At 59.4% G+C, this 17,450-nt stretch carries 10 protein-coding genes, 2 tRNA genes and 1 CRISPR repeat array (1 of these 13 only partly in view); of the genes, 1 reads left to right on the top strand and 11 read right to left on the bottom strand.

What is annotated here, in order from left to right:
- Nucleotides 1–127 precede the first annotated feature (127 nt).
- The 11 genes from HMPREF1147_RS07640 to ybaK form a co-directional block, all read right to left on the bottom strand.
- Nucleotides 128–1,132: an ABC transporter substrate-binding protein gene (locus HMPREF1147_RS07640; RefSeq protein ID WP_009658296.1), complete on the bottom strand. Its 1,005-nt coding sequence runs from the start codon at nucleotides 1,130–1,132 to the stop codon at nucleotides 128–130.
- A gap of 130 nt (nucleotides 1,133–1,262) precedes the next feature.
- On the bottom strand, nucleotides 1,263–3,089 hold the full coding sequence (gene uvrC, locus HMPREF1147_RS07635) for an excinuclease ABC subunit UvrC (protein ID WP_009658343.1): 1,827 nt from the start codon (nucleotides 3,087–3,089) through the stop codon (nucleotides 1,263–1,265).
- 20 nt (nucleotides 3,090–3,109) lie between these two features.
- The gene (locus HMPREF1147_RS07630) at nucleotides 3,110–4,777 is read right to left on the bottom strand and encodes a 2-isopropylmalate synthase (RefSeq protein WP_009438647.1); all 1,668 of its coding nucleotides are present in this window, start codon (nucleotides 4,775–4,777) and stop codon (nucleotides 3,110–3,112) included.
- Nucleotides 4,778–4,892: 115 nt separating this feature from the next.
- On the bottom strand, nucleotides 4,893–5,822 hold the full coding sequence (locus HMPREF1147_RS07625; RefSeq protein ID WP_037351299.1) for a phosphatidylglycerol lysyltransferase domain-containing protein: 930 nt from the start codon (nucleotides 5,820–5,822) through the stop codon (nucleotides 4,893–4,895).
- A 162-nt stretch (nucleotides 5,823–5,984) separates the two neighbouring features.
- Nucleotides 5,985–6,060, bottom strand: a tRNA-Val gene (locus HMPREF1147_RS07620).
- A gap of 43 nt (nucleotides 6,061–6,103) precedes the next feature.
- Nucleotides 6,104–6,180: transfer RNA gene (locus tag HMPREF1147_RS07615), tRNA-Val, on the bottom strand.
- A gap of 151 nt (nucleotides 6,181–6,331) precedes the next feature.
- Nucleotides 6,332–6,682 carry a hypothetical protein gene (locus tag HMPREF1147_RS07610; protein ID WP_009438908.1) on the bottom strand — a complete coding sequence of 117 codons (351 nt, stop codon included), beginning with the start codon at nucleotides 6,680–6,682 and terminating at the stop codon, nucleotides 6,332–6,334.
- Nucleotides 6,683–6,744: 62 nt separating this feature from the next.
- The gene (recG, locus tag HMPREF1147_RS07605) at nucleotides 6,745–8,832 is read right to left on the bottom strand and encodes an ATP-dependent DNA helicase RecG (protein WP_255345147.1); all 2,088 of its coding nucleotides are present in this window, start codon (nucleotides 8,830–8,832) and stop codon (nucleotides 6,745–6,747) included.
- An 80-nt stretch (nucleotides 8,833–8,912) separates the two neighbouring features.
- Nucleotides 8,913–10,532: a phosphoenolpyruvate carboxykinase (ATP) gene (pckA, locus tag HMPREF1147_RS07600; RefSeq protein ID WP_009658380.1), complete on the bottom strand. Its 1,620-nt coding sequence runs from the start codon at nucleotides 10,530–10,532 to the stop codon at nucleotides 8,913–8,915.
- A gap of 122 nt (nucleotides 10,533–10,654) precedes the next feature.
- Entirely contained in the window at nucleotides 10,655–12,139 is a 1,485-nt protein-coding gene (thrC, locus tag HMPREF1147_RS07595) for a threonine synthase (RefSeq protein ID WP_009658323.1), read from the bottom strand.
- A gap of 71 nt (nucleotides 12,140–12,210) precedes the next feature.
- On the bottom strand, nucleotides 12,211–12,696 hold the full coding sequence (ybaK, locus tag HMPREF1147_RS07590) for a Cys-tRNA(Pro) deacylase (RefSeq protein ID WP_009658300.1): 486 nt from the start codon (nucleotides 12,694–12,696) through the stop codon (nucleotides 12,211–12,213).
- 60 nt (nucleotides 12,697–12,756) lie between these two features.
- On the opposite strand from ybaK, the gene nadE reads away from it, so the two are divergent.
- The gene (gene nadE / locus HMPREF1147_RS07585; protein ID WP_009658352.1) at nucleotides 12,757–14,421 is read left to right on the top strand and encodes an NAD(+) synthase; all 1,665 of its coding nucleotides are present in this window, start codon (nucleotides 12,757–12,759) and stop codon (nucleotides 14,419–14,421) included.
- A 172-nt stretch (nucleotides 14,422–14,593) separates the two neighbouring features.
- A CRISPR array of direct repeats spans nucleotides 14,594–17,450; the repeat unit is 33 nt; unit sequence GTTTCAATCCACGCGCCCCGTGCGGGGCGCGAC; it runs 176 nt beyond the window's last position.

Genomic DNA, 17,450 nt, shown 5'->3' with positions numbered 1-17,450 from the left:
TAAAGATAAACTCGGATAATGTCAAGTGTAAATTACTATAAAATTGGAAAAACCGCCACAAAATGTGACGGTCTTGGAAGGGGAAAATATGGGAATGGGGGGATGGGGGGATGGGGGAAATGGGGATTTATTTGATAATCGCCGCGCGCCACTTGCTTAGGAACTCGTCCCGAAAGGAAAGGGCACGCTGCGTATCAAATCGTGTAAATTGGATCTCCGCAAGAGGTCGAAGATTCTCGGGCGCCGGTATATCGGCGCGTGTCGAGCGGCGGTCATACTGCGCGAAGCGCTCATGAACCTCCTTGCTCATGACGAAATTAAGAAATTTTTTGGCATTTTCCATGTGTTTTGCATTCCGAATGACGGCAATGCCGCCCGAGGAGATCTGTGTCCCCTCTTTCGGATAGACAATCTTCACATGTGCGCCCGTGTCAATACAGCGCATGACCGCAGCTTCAAAGGTTGCGGTAACGGCGTACTCGCCGTCGGCAACCGCCTTCATCTGTGCGGCGGAACCTGCGGCAATTTTGCCGTCTAAATGTTCGGCAAGCTGCCCGATCACGGACACATCGCCGAGCACATCGGTCATGGTAAACAGCAGCGCATAGACGGAACTCGTTTTCGCCGGATCCGCGAGCGCGATGCGTCCGCGAAATTTGGGATCGAGGAGATCCCGCCAGCCCTGCGGTGCATCCGCTTCGCTGACCAGATCCGTATTGTACGCCAATACGAAGGGATCCATCGTCACGCTGTAAAAAACATTGTCCGCCCGCACAAAATGCGGATCGATCCCCGTTTTTTCAGGGGAGTCATACGGCTCTAAACAAGGTGTAAGCGCCGCGTAGGCGTCCGCAGCTCCGCCCCATAGGACGTCGCCGCGCGGGTCTTCCTTCTCTGTGCGTACGCGCGCCATCAGCTCTCCCGAGCCGCCGGCGATGAGTTTCACGCGGATTCCGGTTTCTTCCTGAAATTCTTTTGCAATGGGTGCCGTCCAGTCCTCCGTATTGCAGTTATAGACAACGACGGTATTATCATCCGTCTCGAATTGCTGCTTGGAACTGCCGCAGTCTGTCAGTGTTGTTGCCAATACGATTAGGACACATGCAGTCAAAACGCGAGAAAAGATGTTCACCGTACGACACCTCCTTTATGTAAGAGTGTCGTCAATTCAAATCTTTTTGATTATTCTATAATAATCTGAACTGCTTCACAATGGTTCAGATCGTCATTTTAGTGGTATAATCCTATCATTTATCGTTCTATCATTTTCCGCGCAGATTCCGCTGTACTTCGAAGAAATGATAGACCGCTTCGGCTGCAGGACGATTCATTCCGCGCACGGAAACGAGCTCGTCCACGCTTGCTGCCTTCATCTTTTCAATCGTTCCAAAGTGCTCGCGCAGCGCCTGCCTCCGCTTCGGTCCGACGCCGACGATATGATCCAATACGGAGACGAGGTTGCGTTTGCCGCGCAGACTGCGGTGATAGGTGATCGCAAATCGGTGTGCTTCGTCTCGAATGCGCTGGACGAGATAGAGCGCGTCGCTGCGGCGCGGGAGTTCGACCGGTTCCGATTCGCCTTCCACAAAAATCAGCTCGAACTGCTTCGCGAGTCCGACCACGGGAACGGCGCTGTGCCCCGCCGCGCCGCGGATGATCTCGAGTGCGGAGGAGAGCTGCCCCTTGCCGCCATCGATGATGATGAGGTCGGGCAGTTCCTCGGCGGGCAGACCGACATAGCGGCGCGTCGTCACCTCGCGCATGGAGAGGAAGTCGTCGGGCTTTCCTTCCGCGCTGCGGATCTTAAAGCGGCGATAATCCGATTTCTTCGGCATACCGCCCTCAAAGACGACCATCGAGGCGACGGTCTCCTGCCCTTGGTTGTGCGAGATGTCAAAACACTCCATGCGGTACGGAGCTTTTTTCAGCCCGAGATAGCGCCCGAGTTCTTCAACCGCCCCCATATTCTGCTCATCCGCAAGCGCGCGGCGCGTCTCCTCGTCGGCGAGAAACTTCCGGGCGTTCCCCGTCGCCATGACGACGATGTCGCGCTTTGTGCCGCGCTGCGGCGTGAGGAGTGCGACCCTGCCGCCGCCCTTTTTGTCCGCGAGCCAGCGCTCGATGACCGCGCGCTCCGCCGCGCCGATGTCAAGCGGCAGGAGAACCTCGCGCGGCACGAACGTCGCGGCGTTGTAATACTGCTCGAGAAAGGCGCGCAGAACGTCCTCGTCGCGCTCCTCGTCGCTCCCGCGCAGGAGGAAGTGTTCGCGTCCGATCATCTTGCCGCCGCGGATGAAGAAGATCTGCACGCAGACGCCCGCCCCCGCGCGCGCCATGCCCACGGCATCCTGATCGCCCGCGCCCGTGACGATATTCTGCCGCTCCGCCGCCTTGCGCACGGAGACGAGCTGATCCCGCAGGCGCGCCGCCGTTTCAAAATGATAGGCTTCAGCGGCAAGCTGCATCCGCTGCTCAAGCTCGCGCTCCACGTCGTCCGTCCGCCCCTCAAGGAAGAGCAGCACGGCGCGGATCATCGCCGCATAGTCCTCTTTCGTCACCTTGTCCACGCAGGGCGCGAGACACCGCTTGATGTGGTATTCGAGACAGGGACGCTCGGGCATCTTGCGGCAGGTGCGCAGAGGAAAAAGACGCTTCAGGAGTTTGAGGCTGTCCCGGAGCGCCGTCACGTTCGTATAAGGGCCGAAGTAGCGCGCCCCGTCGCGCAGCACGCGACGCGTGATAAAGACGCGCGGGAAATCCTCCTGCATCGTCACCTTGACATAGGGGTAGCTCTTGTCGTCCTTCAGGCGAATATTGTACCGCGGGCGATGTTTTTTGATGAGGTTTGCTTCGAGGATGAGCGATTCGACCTCGTTCGCCGTCATGATGGTCTCGAAATCGGCGACGTGAGAGACCATCGCGCGCACCTTCGGCGCTTGGTTTCGGCTGCTCTGAAAGTACTGCCGCACGCGGTTTTTGAGGACGATCGCCTTGCCGACATAGATGATCTTGCCGCGCTCGTCCTTCATGATGTAGACCCCCGGCGTGTCCGGGAGGAGTTTTAACTTTTCGGCGACTATATCCGTCATCGCATCAATGCCTCAATGCCTCAATGCCCCGCTTTCATGCGGTTGACGGCAGAAAAGAGTGCAAGCACGGACGAGGTGATAATGTCGGTGTCGAGTCCGACGCCCCAATGCACCTTGCCGTCCGCTCCCGTGATGCTGATGTAGGAAATCGCGCGCGAGTTTTGCCCGATCTCAAGAGCGTGCTCGCTGTAGGTGAGGTTCGTGTAGGACAGTTCGAGATTCTGCTGAAGCGCGTTTGAGATCGCGTCGAGACGGCCGTTGCCGCGCGCCTCATAGGTGCGCTCCTCACCGTCCACCTTCAGATGCACATCGCCGACACGCGTGCCGTCGGGCAGTTTTTTCAACAGGAAATCCACCAGTTCATAGGGGAATGGGAGGTTGACGTAGGTGTCCGCAAAGACTTTGTAGATCTCGTCGGGCTGCAGCTCCTTGTGCCTGTTGTCAGAAGCGGATTTGACGCGGTAGCCGAAGTCCTCGCGCATCTGTTTCGGCATGACGACGCCGTACTGCTGCTCCATGATGTAGGCGACACCGCCCTTGCCGGACTGACTGTTGATGCGGATGACGTCGCCGTCGTAGGTGCGCCCGACGTCCTTGGGATCGATGTAGAGGTACGGCAGCGACCATTTTTCGGGTTTCTGCTCCTCCCAATGCTTCATCCCCTTGGCGATCGCATCCTGATGCGAGCCGGAGAACGCGGCAAAGACGAGCGATCCCGCGTACGGCTGCCGCGGACTCACCTGCATCCGCGTGACCCGCTCGTAGACCTCGACGAGATGCGGCAGATTGGAAAAATCGAGCTGCGGGTCGACGCCGAGCGCGCACATATTCATCGCGACCGTGATGATGTCCACGTTGCCCGTGCGCTCGCCGTTGCCGAAGAGCGTCCCCTCGAGCCGATCCGCGCCCGCGAGCAGTCCCATCTCCGCGTCCGCCACGCCGCAGCCGCGGTCGTTGTGCGGGTGCAGGGAGAGCACAACGGCGTCGCGGTACTTGAGATGCGCCCCCACATAGGCGACCTGCATCCCGTAGACGTGCGGCATCGACATCTGCACAGTCACGGGCAAATTGATGATCGCCTTGCGCTCGGGTGTGGGCTGCCAGACGTCGAGCACAGCGTTGCAGACCTCGAGTGCGTACTCCGGTTCCGTCCCCGTGAAGCTCTCCGGCGAATATTCGAAGCGGTAGTTTGCGCCCGCTTCCTCCGTCAGCTTTTTGAGGAGTTCCGCCCCCTCGACCGCGATCTCCAAAATCTCTTCTTTTGACTTTTGAAAGACCTGTTCGCGCTGTGCGACGGAGGTCGAATTGTAGACATGAACAATGGCGTTCTTCACGCCGCGCAGCGCGTCGAACGTCCTGCGGATGATGTGCTCGCGCGCCTGCGTGAGCACCTGCACTGTCACGTCGTCCGGGATGAGATCGTCCTCCACAAGGCGGCGCAGGAACTCATACTCCGTCTCGGACGCCGCCGGGAATCCGACCTCGATTTCCTTGAATCCCACGCGCACGAGGAGGTTGAAGAAGGCGAGCTTTTCGTCAAGGCTCATCGGGATCATCAGCGACTGGTTGCCGTCGCGCAGATCGACGCTGCACCACACGGGCGCGTGATCGGGCGCATCCTTCTTCAGCCAGTCGAGCGAAATCTCGGGCGGCATATAGTATCCCTTGGCGTATTTCGTGTAATTCATGACGAATCCCCCCGTCCATGCATCATAGAACAGAATAACAGAAAAGCCCCGCGCCGCTAATCGGGGCGAAGGGCTTTGCCTGCATTCTCCTAGCGTTGTGCTATCTTATCACATCTCATAACGCTTTGCAATCGTTTGAGCGCAGCGTCGCGTTGAACTTTTCGATCAGCTTCTCGGGCTTGTACGATTCCTTTGCCTTGCGCAGTCCCTCAATGCCCATATCCTCCTCGCGGTTGATGTAGGTCATGCCGCTCCACGCGTATTCGACAAAGCCCTGATTGATCGCCGGATATGCGCCGCGCACCTCGGGATCTGCCTTTTCCACATGGATGACCGCCGTGTCGGTGTTGAGCTGTTCGCCGAAGGTAAAGGCGACCACGCGCCCGTCCATCAGGATCGCGCCGCCCTTCAGACCAAAGTCCTCGAAGTTGTTCAGCACCTCGAGAATCGCCGTGCGCTCGTAGCCGATGAACGGATCGACTGTGCCGTCGTCCTGCCGGTGCTGCTTGTACCAGCTGTTCAGCTCCAGCTTGCACTGCGTCACGATCTCGTCCGTGATGGGGCGGAACTCCGCCTCGGGATGTTCCTTGCGGAATGCGTTCAAATGATTCTTCTTCGAGTGCATCTTGCGCCCCGCGAGCGTGATGAGCTTTTCCGCGAGATACACATAGTCGTAGTTGTCGCGGTCCGCCACGACCTCGAGCGAGGCGCAGTCGCAGCTCTTCAAAAAGTCCGCATAGCCGCGCTCCATATCGTAGATGTGAAACGGCTGCCCGATCTCCTCGAAATACGCAAGTATTTTTTTCGTTGCAGCCCGGTAGAGCGCGGGATCGCAGAACGGCTGGAGCGCCGCGACCTTGCCCTTCCACTCGCTCGTCACATAGAGAACGTCGTCCTCCTCCGTGATCTGCACGCGGAACGGCTCGCGCCACATATAGAGATTTGTAAAGTTAAAATGCGAGTTTTCATAGTAGTTCGCACGAAAATATCGATCCAGCAGCGGCTTGTCTTCCTTTGTCAACGCATGAAATTCGATTTCCCTCACCCTCCCGCAGGCATTCGAAAAAGTTCTCCTAACGATTACCATTATAGCAAAGCCGTCAAGTCCCGTATATTTTTTCAGAAGGACAGGCTCATAGTTTTATCATCACAGCAACAAAAAAAAGGTCTCCCACATCCGCAGAAAACCTTCTTAGAATATCCTAGATGGTGCTCACTGAGGGATTCGAACCCCCGACCCCCTCCATGTGACGGAGATGCTCTACCAACTGAGCTAAGTGAGCAACGAATAAAAAATCCGCAAATTTGCGGACAGATGTAACAAAATGGTGGGGTTAACAAGATTCGAACTTGTGACCTCCTCGATGTCAACGAGACACTCTAACCAACTGAGCTATAACCCCGAGTATCGTTTATTGCCAAACGACGAGATGAATTATAACAGATGGTATATTAGCCTGTCAAGCCCAAATCGGCGAAAAATTCCACCTTTGGTATCGGATTACGATAACCATATACTAGAGGTCTGCCTCCGCACGTCAGCGTCTTCTTTTTCTACGAAACATCTATGCCATTGTCGGATGCGAGCTTGCGGATGATGAGCTCCGGCAGCTCCGCAATCTTTGCAACCTTGTCGGGCGGCATCCCATCGCGCAGGAGATTGAGTGCGGCATAAATGATGCCTTGCTTACGCCCGCGGAACTCACCTTCGGAGATCCCCTCCTGCTTGGCCTCCGCTTTTCCTGCGGCGCTGCCCGCCGCATAGCCGTCGGTCCACGCGTGTTTCATATCCGCGATATAGCCCTGCTCGAACGCCGCAAACAATTCGTTTTTCCGACTTTGCAGCGCCGCACGAATGGCTTCCTCTGCCTGCAGCCAGCCCGGAGCCTGTTCCTTGTTGCTCATGATGCTTTCCTCCCCTTGATGATATTTCTATCTTACACCATCTGAACGCACTAATACAATGCCTATATTTGCCAAATATGATCGAATTGTCCGCGGTACTGCCGGCGGATGGCGGGCAGGACAAAGGCGAGCGCGGCGGGATCGTCGAGTGTGCGGAGCGCCGCCTTGCGCGCGAGCAGCAGGAGATCCATGTCGGCGAGGACGTCGGCGATCTTCAGATCCCCGAGTCCGTGCTGCATCGCCCCAAAGAACTGCCCGGGGCCGCGCAGGCGCAGATCCTCCTCGGCGAGACGGAATCCGTCGCTCGTCTGCTCAATGACTTTCAGCCGCTCCGCCTGCGCCGCGCTCGCCCCCGCGATGAGGATGCAGTACGACGCGTATGCGCCGCGCCCCACGCGCCCGCGCAGCTGATGGAGCTGTGCCAGCCCGAACCGCTCCGCGTGCTCGACGACGAGGATGCTCGCGTTCGGCACGTTGACGCCGACCTCAATGACGGTCGTCGATACGAGGAGCTTGATCCGATCTTCGTAAAAATCCCGCATGACCGCGTCCTTGTCCGCCGCCTTCATCCGCCCGTGCAGAAGCCCGCAGCGAATCCCGCGGAACACGCCGCGCGAAAGCTCGTCGTAAACTTCCTCCGCCGACGGCAGATCGCTCTCCTCGCTCGCTTCGATGCGCGGACAGACGACGTATGCCTGCCGCCCGCTCTCAATCTCCTTACGCACAAACGCATAGATCTTTGCCCGCGCCGCGTCCGTGCGCAGGAACGTGCGGATTGCGCGGCGTCCGGGCGGCAGATGCTCGATGCGCGAGACGTCGAGATCGCCGTAGACCGTGAGCGTCATCGTGCGCGGGATCGGCGTCGCCGTCATGACGAGGACGTCCGGCGTCACCTCGCTCTTTTTTTCAAGCGCGGATCGCTGCGCGACGCCAAAGCGGTGCTGCTCGTCCGTAACGACGAGTCCGAGCGCGGCAAAGGCGACATGATCCTCAATCAGCGCGTGCGTGCCGACGACAATATCGACCTCATGTGCCGCAAGGGCCGCGTCCGTCTCCGTCCGCGCCTTCTTCGCGAGCCGCCCCGAGAGGAACGCGACGCGGATGCCGAGCGGCGTCAAGAGTTCTTGGAGGTAATCATAATGCTGCCGCGCAAGGATCTCGGTCGGCGCCATGAACGCCCCCTGCCGGCCGCTCTCCACCGTCTTGACGAGCGCGAGCAGGGCGATCGCCGTTTTGCCCGAGCCGACATCCCCCTGCACGAGGCGGCGCATCGGCAGCGGCGACTCCATATCGCGCGCGACCTCCCGCCACACCGTCTGTTGATCCTCCGTCAGCGTAAACGGCAGAGCCTCCAGCACTGCGGCAACACGCGCGCCGTTTTCCCGGTGGGCGATCCCGCGCTGCGATTCCACACTGCGCTTTTTAAGCGCGAGCAGTCCGCATTGGATGAGGTAGAGTTCTTCAAAGGCAAGACGCCGGCGTGCGGCGCTCAGCTCCTCCGCGCGCTTTGGAAAATGAATCCGGCGAAAGGCATCCGCCCGCCCGACGAGACCGTATTCCGTGAGCACGGCGTCGGGCAGCGTCTCCGTCAGCTCCGCCGCCGTCTCGCGCAGTGCGTATTCCATCATTTGCCGCAATTGCTTTTGCGTCAGCCCCTCGGTCGCCGCATAGATCGGCAAAATGCCGAGCCGAGACGCCGGCGACTCCTCCGCACCGAGAAATTCGAGCGCGGTGATCTGCGTGAGGGCGAGCTGTCCGCCGCCCCCATAGGCATAGTCCGCCTTGCCGCTGAGGAAGATGCGCCGCCCTTCGCGCAGCTTGCTCTTCAGAAAGCGTTGATTGAACCACACCGCCTGTGCGCAGCCCGTCCCGTCGCCGACGAGCGCTGTCAGCACCGTAAAGCCGCGCCGCCGCGTCGGTCGCTCCACGACCGTATGAATGACGCCCACGATCGTCGCGCGCGTCCCGGGGCGCAGGTCGGCGATCCGCGTGATCCGGCTTTGATCCTCGTAGGCGCGCGGATAGTAGGTCAGGAGGTCGGAGACCGTCTCGATGCCGAGACGACGCAGCGCCGCCGCCTTTTGGATTCCCACGCCGCGCACCTTATTGATGCCGTCCTCTAAATTCATACGCCTCCCCCTTCCGTTCATGTTACGAAAAAGAGACTGCCGCACGGCAGCGTCATACGCACCTGTGCGGCAGCCCCTGCGCCGATGGATGTCAGCGACGATTAGAGTTTCGGTCCCGCCGCGACGAGACTCTGCCCCTCTTCATTGCCCTCGTATTTCTTGAAATTCTTGATAAAGCGTTCGGCGAGATCCTTTGCCTTTTCCTCCCACTCGACGCGGCTCGCGTAAGTGTCACGCGGATCGAGGATCTTCGGATCGACCCCCGGCAGCTCCGTCGGCACCTCAAAGTCGAAATACGGAATCTTCTTCGTCGGCGCACTGTCGATCGCACCGCTCTGGATCGCATGGATGATGCCGCGCGTATCCTGAATCGAGATGCGCTTGCCCGTACCGTTCCAGCCCGTGTTGACGAGGAACGCCTTCGAGCCGTGCTCCTCCATCTTGCGCACGAGCTCATCCGCGTATTTCGTCGGATGCAGCTCAAGGAACGCCTGACCAAAGCACGCGGAGAACGTCGGCGTCGGCTCCGTGATGCCGCGTTCCGTGCCCGCAAGTTTCGACGTGAAGCCCGAGAGGAAGTAATACTTCGTCTGCTCCGGCGTCAGGATCGAGACCGGCGGCAGCACGCCGAATGCGTCCGCCGAGAGGAAGATTACATGCTTTGCGTGCGGACCCGATGATTTATCACGAACATGCCCCTTGACGATGTGCTCAATATGATGAATGGGATAGGAAACGCGTGTATTCTCCGTGACGGACTTATCCGCAAAATCCACATGCCCCGCGAGATCGACCGTGACGTTCTCGAGCAGCGCGTTGCGCTTAATCGCCCCATAGATGTCCGGCTCCGCTTCGGGGTCGAGGTTGATGACCTTCGCGTAGCAGCCGCCCTCGTAGTTGAACACGCCCTCGTCGTCCCAGCCGTGCTCATCGTCGCCGATGAGCAGACGCTCGTGGTCGGTCGAGAGCGTCGTCTTGCCCGTGCCGGAGAGTCCGAAGAACAACGTCGTATTCTCGCCCTGTTTATCCGTGTTCGCCGAGCAGTGCATGGATGCGATGCCCTTCAAGGGGAGGTAGTAGTTCATCATCGAGAACATACCCTTTTTCATCTCGCCGCCGTACCATGTATTGACAATGATCTGCTCCCGGCTCGTCAGGTTGAACATGACCGCCGTCTCGGAGTTCAGCCCGAGGTCGCCGAAATGCATCACGCGCGCCTTTGCCGCATTGTAGACGATAAAGTCCGGCTTGAACTCCTTCAGCTCCTCCTCCGTCGGGCGGATGAACATATTCGTCACGAAATGCGCCTGCCAAGGCACCTCCATGATGAAACGCACCGCCATGCGCGTATTCTTATTTGCGCCGCAGAACGCATCGACCACGAAGAGACGCTTGTTGCACAGCTCGCGGATCGCGATCTCACGTACGGCGTTCCACGCCTTTTGCGTCGCGCGGTGGTTGTCGTTCTTGTACTCGGGCGACGTCCACCAAACCGTGTCATGCGACGTTTCGTCGTCCACAATGTATTTATCCTTCGGAGAGCGCCCCGTATAGATGCCCGTCATCACGTTGACCGCGTCGCCCATCTCTGTGACCTGCCCGCGCTCATATCCCTCCAGATCGGGACGCAGCTCCTCGCGGAACAGCTGGTCGTAGCTCGCGTTGTGAACAACCTCGGTCGTGCCTGTAATGCCATATTGTGTGAGATCAATCGTTGCCATGACACTCTACCTCTTTCTCCAAAAAGATTGGAATAGATAATGACTCGTACATGTTAGAAAATTCTTCATATACGCAAAAAATCCTTCTTTGGCAGATAAAGTTTTTATTGATAGAACGGTTTTCAGTGTGTCTCTTTGGCAAATGCGAGCACAGCCGCGCGCATTCCGTCCCGATCACAGACATCCGTGTGACGCACGGGTTTCTCGCGCAGTCCCGCCAGCCCTGCGGGGATCGCTATGCCGCTGACGTCATGCAGGCGTGACATCTGCGCGAAAGGATCGTCCTCCGCCTCTGCGCCGAGGGCTTCGAGGACGCTCACGCCGAATTTATACGGGCTTGCCGTCGAGAGCACGACCATGGGGCGCTCATCCCCCGTTGCGCGCCGATAATTCTCCGCCGCGCGGTAGGCGACCGCGGTATGAGGATCGAGCGTGTACTTTGTCCGCTCGTAGACGGCGCGGATCTCCGCCCGCGTCGCGTCGTCGTCCGCAAATGCCGCCCAAAAATGTTCGCGCAGCTGCGGCAGGAGGACGCTCGCGTCGTACCTGCCTGTCTCCGTCAGTTCCCGCATCCACGCGGCAACCTGCGCCGTATCTCCCGTCAGATGATAGAGCAGCCGCTCGAGATTGCTCGAGACAAGGATATCCATCGACGGCGAGATAGTCTGATAAAATTCCCGCCGGCGGTCGTAGACGCCGCTCTGCAAGAAGTCCGTGAGCACGTTATTCGCATTCGACGCGCAGACGAGCCGCCCGACGGGCAGTCCCATGCGCTTTGCATAAAAGCCGGCGAGAATGTCGCCGAAATTTCCCGTCGGCACGGTATAGTTTACCGCATCGCCGAGACGGATGCGCCCCTCGGCAAGGAGATCGGCATACGAGCTGAAGTAGTAGACAATCTGCGGCACAAGGCGTCCCCAGTTGATCGAGTTCGCCGAGGAGAGGCGCGTATGCGACACCGCCAGCTCCTTCTGCGCCGCGGCGTCGCCGAAGATCTCCTTTACGCCGCTCTGCGCATCGTCAAAGTTGCCGCGCACGGCGACCACCTTAACATTCCCTCCTTCCTGCGTCACCATTTGGAGACGCTGCACGGGGCTGACGCCGCCGTCCGGATAGAATACCATCATCCGAATGCCGGGTGCATCCGCAAATCCTTCGAGTGCCGCCTTCCCCGTATCGCCGGAGGTCGCAACGAGGATGAGGATCGTATCGCGCGCGCCCATTTTCTCACGCGCCGCGCTCATGAGCTGCGGCAAGAGTTGGAGCGCCATATCCTTGAACGCGCTCGTCGGTCCGTGCCAAAGCTCGAGCACCGAGAGACCGCCGACCGCACGCACGGGCGTCCGGCGCGCATCGTCAAACGTGTGCCCATAGGCGCGCCGCACACATTCTACCAGCTCTTCCTCCGTATAATCCGTGAGAAAGGGGCGCAGGATGCGAACTGCGCGCTCCTCATAGGAGAGCGGCACGAGCGCTTCGATGTCCGCGAGACTGACTTGTGGGAACGCTGCGGGGACAAAGAGTCCGCCGTCTGCGGCGAGCCCACTGAGAATCGCCGCGGCAGAGGAAACGCGCTCCGCCGCGCCGCGTGTACTGAAATAATCCATTGTATACATCCTTTCGCTCAGGCGTTGGCATTCATCTGTGCTATAATAGTGTAATGCGTAAAGGCATATCGCTAGCGCTCGATTTTGACGGTCACGGCATCCGCTGCGCGGACGAGATCGCCGGGTGCGAGCTCGATCTGCTCGCCGCGCCGCCCCGCGCTGATGCAGATGCGTTCGTGCGCGAGCGCGCTCTCGTCGAGATAGACGGGATAGGCTTTTTTCGCACCGAGCGGCGAACATCCGCCGCGCACATAGCCGGTCAGGTCAAACACCTCTTTGAGATGCACCATCTCGGCGCGCTTATTGCCCGATGCGGCGGCAGCCGCCTTGAGATCGAGTTCGCCGCCGCCCGGAACCACCGCCATGAAGATCCCCGTCCGATCCCCGCGTACAACGAGCGTCTTGTAGAGCCGCTCGAGCGGGATGCCCGTCACCTCAGCCACATGTACCGCCGAGAGATCGCTCTCGTCCACCGGATACGTCAACAGTTCATAGGAGATGCCGCACCGGTCGAGGATGCGCGCGGCATTCGTCTTTTGAATTTTCTTTTTTGCCACGATTATTCACCGCGTTAAATTATAGCACAGCACGCGCCGTTTTGGAAAGGAGCGCCGTCAATGAAAATTGCACTCATATCCATGGAGATTATCCCCGGTCGTCCCGATCTCAACATGGAGCATATCCGAAAGAAAATAGAGGAAGCCAAAGCCGCGGGCGCGGAGACGGCGGTATTCCCCGCCTTTGCACTCTCGGGGAAATTCCTCGGAAGCGCGTTCTCGCAGCCCGCATTCCTGCACGACTGCATGGACTATGCACAGGAAATTGCACACGCGGCGGAGGGCGTCACCGTCCTCTTTGGCAGCATCGCGGACGAGGCGGAACGTCCCGTATCGGACGGCCGCACGCTCCTCCGCGCACGCGACGGCGTACTCACGGAGATTGCGCGCCGCCCGCTCCATACGAGCAGCCCCTTCTCCCCGCTCACCTATGCCCTCCCGGATGAAAACGTCCTCATTGCCGTCGATGCCGCGCCATTCCCCACGCCCGTACACGGTGCGGGACTCGCGGCGCTCGCACGCAAACACAGGAAAGCCGTCGTCTATGTCAACGCACTGGGCGTGCAGGATACGGGAAAAACCGTCTATGCCTTTGACGGCGTGTGCCGCGTCTATCGTGCGGACGGCGCGCCGGTGCTGACCTCCGCGCCCTATGAGGAGGGGCTGACCGTCGTCGATACGACACAGCTCACCTCGCTCGCCCCCGCGGTGGAAGAGACGTCTATTGCACCTGTCTACCGTACGCTCCGCTATGCCGTGCGAAAATTTTTGGAGCGCATTCATATGGAGCGCGTCGTCGTCGGCATCTCCGGCGGCATCGACTCCGCCGTCTCCGCCGCGCTCTATGTCGACGCCATCGGCGCGGATCGCGTGCTCCTCGTCAACATGCCGAGCCGGTTCAACTCGGAAACGACGAAGGGGCTCGCCGCACGGCTTGCGGAAAATCTCGGCTGCCGTTCCATGATCGTCCCCATCGAGGAAAGTGTCGCCTATACCGCCGCACAGCTTTCGGAGATTCCCATTGAGGGCGCGGCGGCGACACCCGGCGAACATCTGACGATCTCCTCCTTTGTCCGCGAGAATATGCAGGCGCGCAACCGCAGCGGACGCGTGCTGAGCAGCATTGCGGCTGCGTGGGGCGCGGGCTTTACCTGCAACGGGAACAAGGCGGAATGCACGGTCGGCTATGCCACCCTCTACGGCGATTTGGCAGGTTTTCTCGCCGCGCTCGCCGATCTTTGGAAATATCAGGTCTACGATCTCGCCCGCTATCTGAACGCCGAGGTTTACGGACGCGAAGCGATCCCACAGGGCATCATCGACATCGTGCCGAGCGCGGAGCTGTCCGACGCGCAGAATGTCGACGAGGGAAAGGGCGACCCCATCCGCTACCCGTACCACGACTACCTCTTCCGCGCCTTTGCCGAGGAGAACCGTCTCCCCGAGGACATCCTGCGGGCATATGCGAAAAACACGCTCGAAGAATATATCGGCTGCGCTGCGGGACTTGTCGCCGCATATTTCCCGACGGCAACGGATTTCATCGCCGACCTCGAACATTGGTGGGGGCTCTATACCGGCATGGCAGTCGCCAAGCGCATCCAGTCCCCGCCCATCCTCTCCGTCAGCTCTCACGCCTACGGCGCGGATCACCCCGAGTCCCAAATCGGCGCATACGAGACACGCGCCTATCGTAAGTACAAAGCAAAATTACTCGACTTCTGAAGAAACCAATTTATACAAACAGGGCTTGCTGCAGATACGCAAAAACGTATTCCTGCAACAAGCCCTTTTATGTCATCTGAGCCATCCTCTCAAAAATGCAGGAGCGCCCCACATCGAAGAAAAACGGCTCCATCTTGTGGCTCAGCAAGGGTCTCCATACACACTGTGAGCTGTTTTGATGCGCGCGCCCCGTGCGGGGCGCGACTTGGCGTCGGTCTTACTGGATTCTCTCAAGAGAAGTTTCAATCCACGCGCCCCGTGCGGGGCGCGACGCTCCTCGTTTTGCTCGGTCACATCCGCATCGGTGTTTCAATCCACGCGCCCCGTGCGGGGCGCGACCCCGCTTGACGGGAGAAGACGACCCCGCCGTAGGTTTCAATCCACGCGCCCCGTGCGGGGCGCGACCACACAGCAATTTTCGCGTCAATACCTTTTTGCGTTTCAATCCACGCGCCCCGTGCGGGGCGCGACATCTTTTGAGACCTCATTCTCGGGATACACAACGGTTTCAATCCACGCGCCCCGTGCGGGGCGCGACAGATGTAGCAAGCTATGAGTATGCTTGTTACATGGTTTCAATCCACGCGCCCCGTGCGGGGCGCGACTCCTAGCCTCAGGGTAGTGAGGACAGCAATGGCAGTTTCAATCCACGCGCCCCGTGCGGGGCGCGACCGAGGGCATCGCCAAGCGACTTTGTCCCCATAATGTTTCAATCCACGCGCCCCGTGCGGGGCGCGACGCTGGACAGAATACACCTTGTCCGAACTTGTTGTTTCAATCCACGCGCCCCGTGCGGGGCGCGACGGGATATAGTCCAGTGCCTCATTATCTAGTTTAGGTTTCAATCCACGCGCCCCGTGCGGGGCGCGACAGAGGCAGGGCGTCCCTCACGGGACACGCTCAATGTTTCAATCCACGCGCCCCGTGCGGGGCGCGACCGTCCAAAAAAGAGGCGGGAGAGGTGCCAAAGGGTTTCAATCCACGCGCCCCGTGCGGGGCGCGACGAAAATAGGGGGCTAAAATAAAAATGCATAGTGTTTCAATCCACGCGCCCCGTGCGGGGCGCGACTACTATATATTGTGTTTTTGGCGCGGAAAAGAGTTTCAATCCACGCGCCCCGTGCGGGGCGCGACGCAATTCTTACGGCTTGTTTTGCAAGCCGTAAAGTTTCAATCCACGCGCCCCGTGCGGGGCGCGACATGCATTATATTGGATACTATGCACAGGCGGCAGGTTTCAATCCACGCGCCCCGTGCGGGGCGCGACGATTTTGTAGTCCTGCCTAGTGCAGGGGAAGGAGAGTTTCAATCCACGCGCCCCGTGCGGGGCGCGACTTCGGTGAGATCGCAAAGGGGATTGCTGGTCAAGGTTTCAATCCACGCGCCCCGTGCGGGGCGCGACAAACGCTATCCTCCACTATATCCCTGCAGAGTTGTTTCAATCCACGCGCCCCGTGCGGGGCGCGACGCGCCCATATGGGCAGGAGGTAAACACCATGAAGTTTCAATCCACGCGCCCCGTGCGGGGCGCGACGCAGTTTACAACAGAGAGCGGGCGGCAATAGAGGGTTTCAATCCACGCGCCCCGTGCGGGGCGCGACATGTACCATTTTATAGCATTCATGCATCTTTCTAGTTTCAATCCACGCGCCCCGTGCGGGGCGCGACCATAGTCAATCATCTAGCCCTGCATGTGGCAGGGGTTTCAATCCACGCGCCCCGTGCGGGGCGCGACAGGCGGCGTGGACGGCATACGCGGCGGAGGAGGAGTTTCAATCCACGCGCCCCGTGCGGGGCGCGACTAGGGCTATGTGGTAATATATAGGTACATTTTAGGTTTCAATCCACGCGCCCCGTGCGGGGCGCGACGATAGATATGGGCGGCAAAATAAGGACTTTAGAGTTTCAATCCACGCGCCCCGTGCGGGGCGCGACTTTGAATCTTGCTGCAAGATGTTCATTGTTGATGTTTCAATCCACGCGCCCCGTGCGGGGCGCGACTATCCTGTGCGACGTACTGCAAGCACGCCGTCAAGTTTCAATCCACGCGCCCCGTGCGGGGCGCGACGAGCGGGCGGCGGTAGAGGGAAACAGTTGGCATGGTTTCAATCCACGCGCCCCGTGCGGGGCGCGACAACATATAGTAATATAGGGCTAGGATCGCGCAAGTTTCAATCCACGCGCCCCGTGCGGGGCGCGACTAGAGCTAGTAATATCAAGGGCTGTAGGGATCAAGTTTCAATCCACGCGCCCCGTGCGGGGCGCGACATAATAGGCAGCATCATAGACAGCGGCGCAGGGAGTTTCAATCCACGCGCCCCGTGCGGGGCGCGACGAGTTTAACACCATCTTCCCATAATATTTTTTAAGTTTCAATCCACGCGCCCCGTGCGGGGCGCGACGCCCTATATTACTATATGTTGTGTTTTTGGGCTGGTTTCAATCCACGCGCCCCGTGCGGGGCGCGACAGTTAGATTCTGTGCCTTGTATGAGGCAGGAATTGTTTCAATCCACGCGCCCCGTGCGGGGCGCGACTCGGCAGGGTTTTCTTTTTGAGGTAGGTTGACAGTTTCAATCCACGCGCCCCGTGCGGGGCGCGACATTTCCTGCCGCATACTGCAAGCACGCCGTGATGTTTCAATCCACGCGCCCCGTGCGGGGCGCGACAAGGGTTGAAAAGCCCTATTATTGGGGCTATCTTGTTTCAATCCACGCGCCCCGTGCGGGGCGCGACTTCCTATTCCTGCCGCGCGGAAAAAGAAAGAAAAGTTTCAATCCACGCGCCCCGTGCGGGGCGCGACATAGTATAAGGCTTTTTTAGGTTTTTGCAAGTTAGTTTCAATCCACGCGCCCCGTGCGGGGCGCGACTTGCCCATATGGGCGAAAGGAAGGTACACAAAATGTTTCAATCCACGCGCCCCGTGCGGGGCGCGACGGTTTCGGTGGACTAGGCGGCCTCGGCGGTACGGGTTTCAATCCACGCGCCCCGTGCGGGGCGCGACCTTTCGTCTCCGCTTCGTAATTATCG

The sequence above is a fragment of the Selenomonas sp. FOBRC9 genome (genome assembly GCF_000287655.1).
Classification (GTDB): domain Bacteria; phylum Bacillota; class Negativicutes; order Selenomonadales; family Selenomonadaceae; genus Centipeda; species Centipeda artemidis.
This window is presented reverse-complemented; position numbering and strand designations above follow the sequence as displayed.

What these genes read in the sequence shown, in the direction of transcription:
- uvrC (WP_009658343.1), bottom strand. Translation starts at nt 3,089, where the DNA reads ATGACGGATATAGTCGCCGAAAAGTTAAAACTCCTCCCGGACACGCCG.
- HMPREF1147_RS07630 (WP_009438647.1), bottom strand. Translation starts at nt 4,777, where the DNA reads ATGAATTACACGAAATACGCCAAGGGATACTATATGCCGCCCGAGATT.
- HMPREF1147_RS07610 (WP_009438908.1), bottom strand. Translation starts at nt 6,682, where the DNA reads ATGAGCAACAAGGAACAGGCTCCGGGCTGGCTGCAGGCAGAGGAAGCC.
- recG (WP_255345147.1), bottom strand. Translation starts at nt 8,832, where the DNA reads ATGAACGGAAGGGGGAGGCGTATGAATTTAGAGGACGGCATCAATAAG.
- pckA (WP_009658380.1), bottom strand. Translation starts at nt 10,532, where the DNA reads ATGGCAACGATTGATCTCACACAATATGGCATTACAGGCACGACCGAG.
- thrC (WP_009658323.1), bottom strand. Translation starts at nt 12,139, where the DNA reads ATGGATTATTTCAGTACACGCGGCGCGGCGGAGCGCGTTTCCTCTGCC.
- nadE (WP_009658352.1), top strand. Translation starts at nt 12,757, where the DNA reads ATGAAAATTGCACTCATATCCATGGAGATTATCCCCGGTCGTCCCGAT.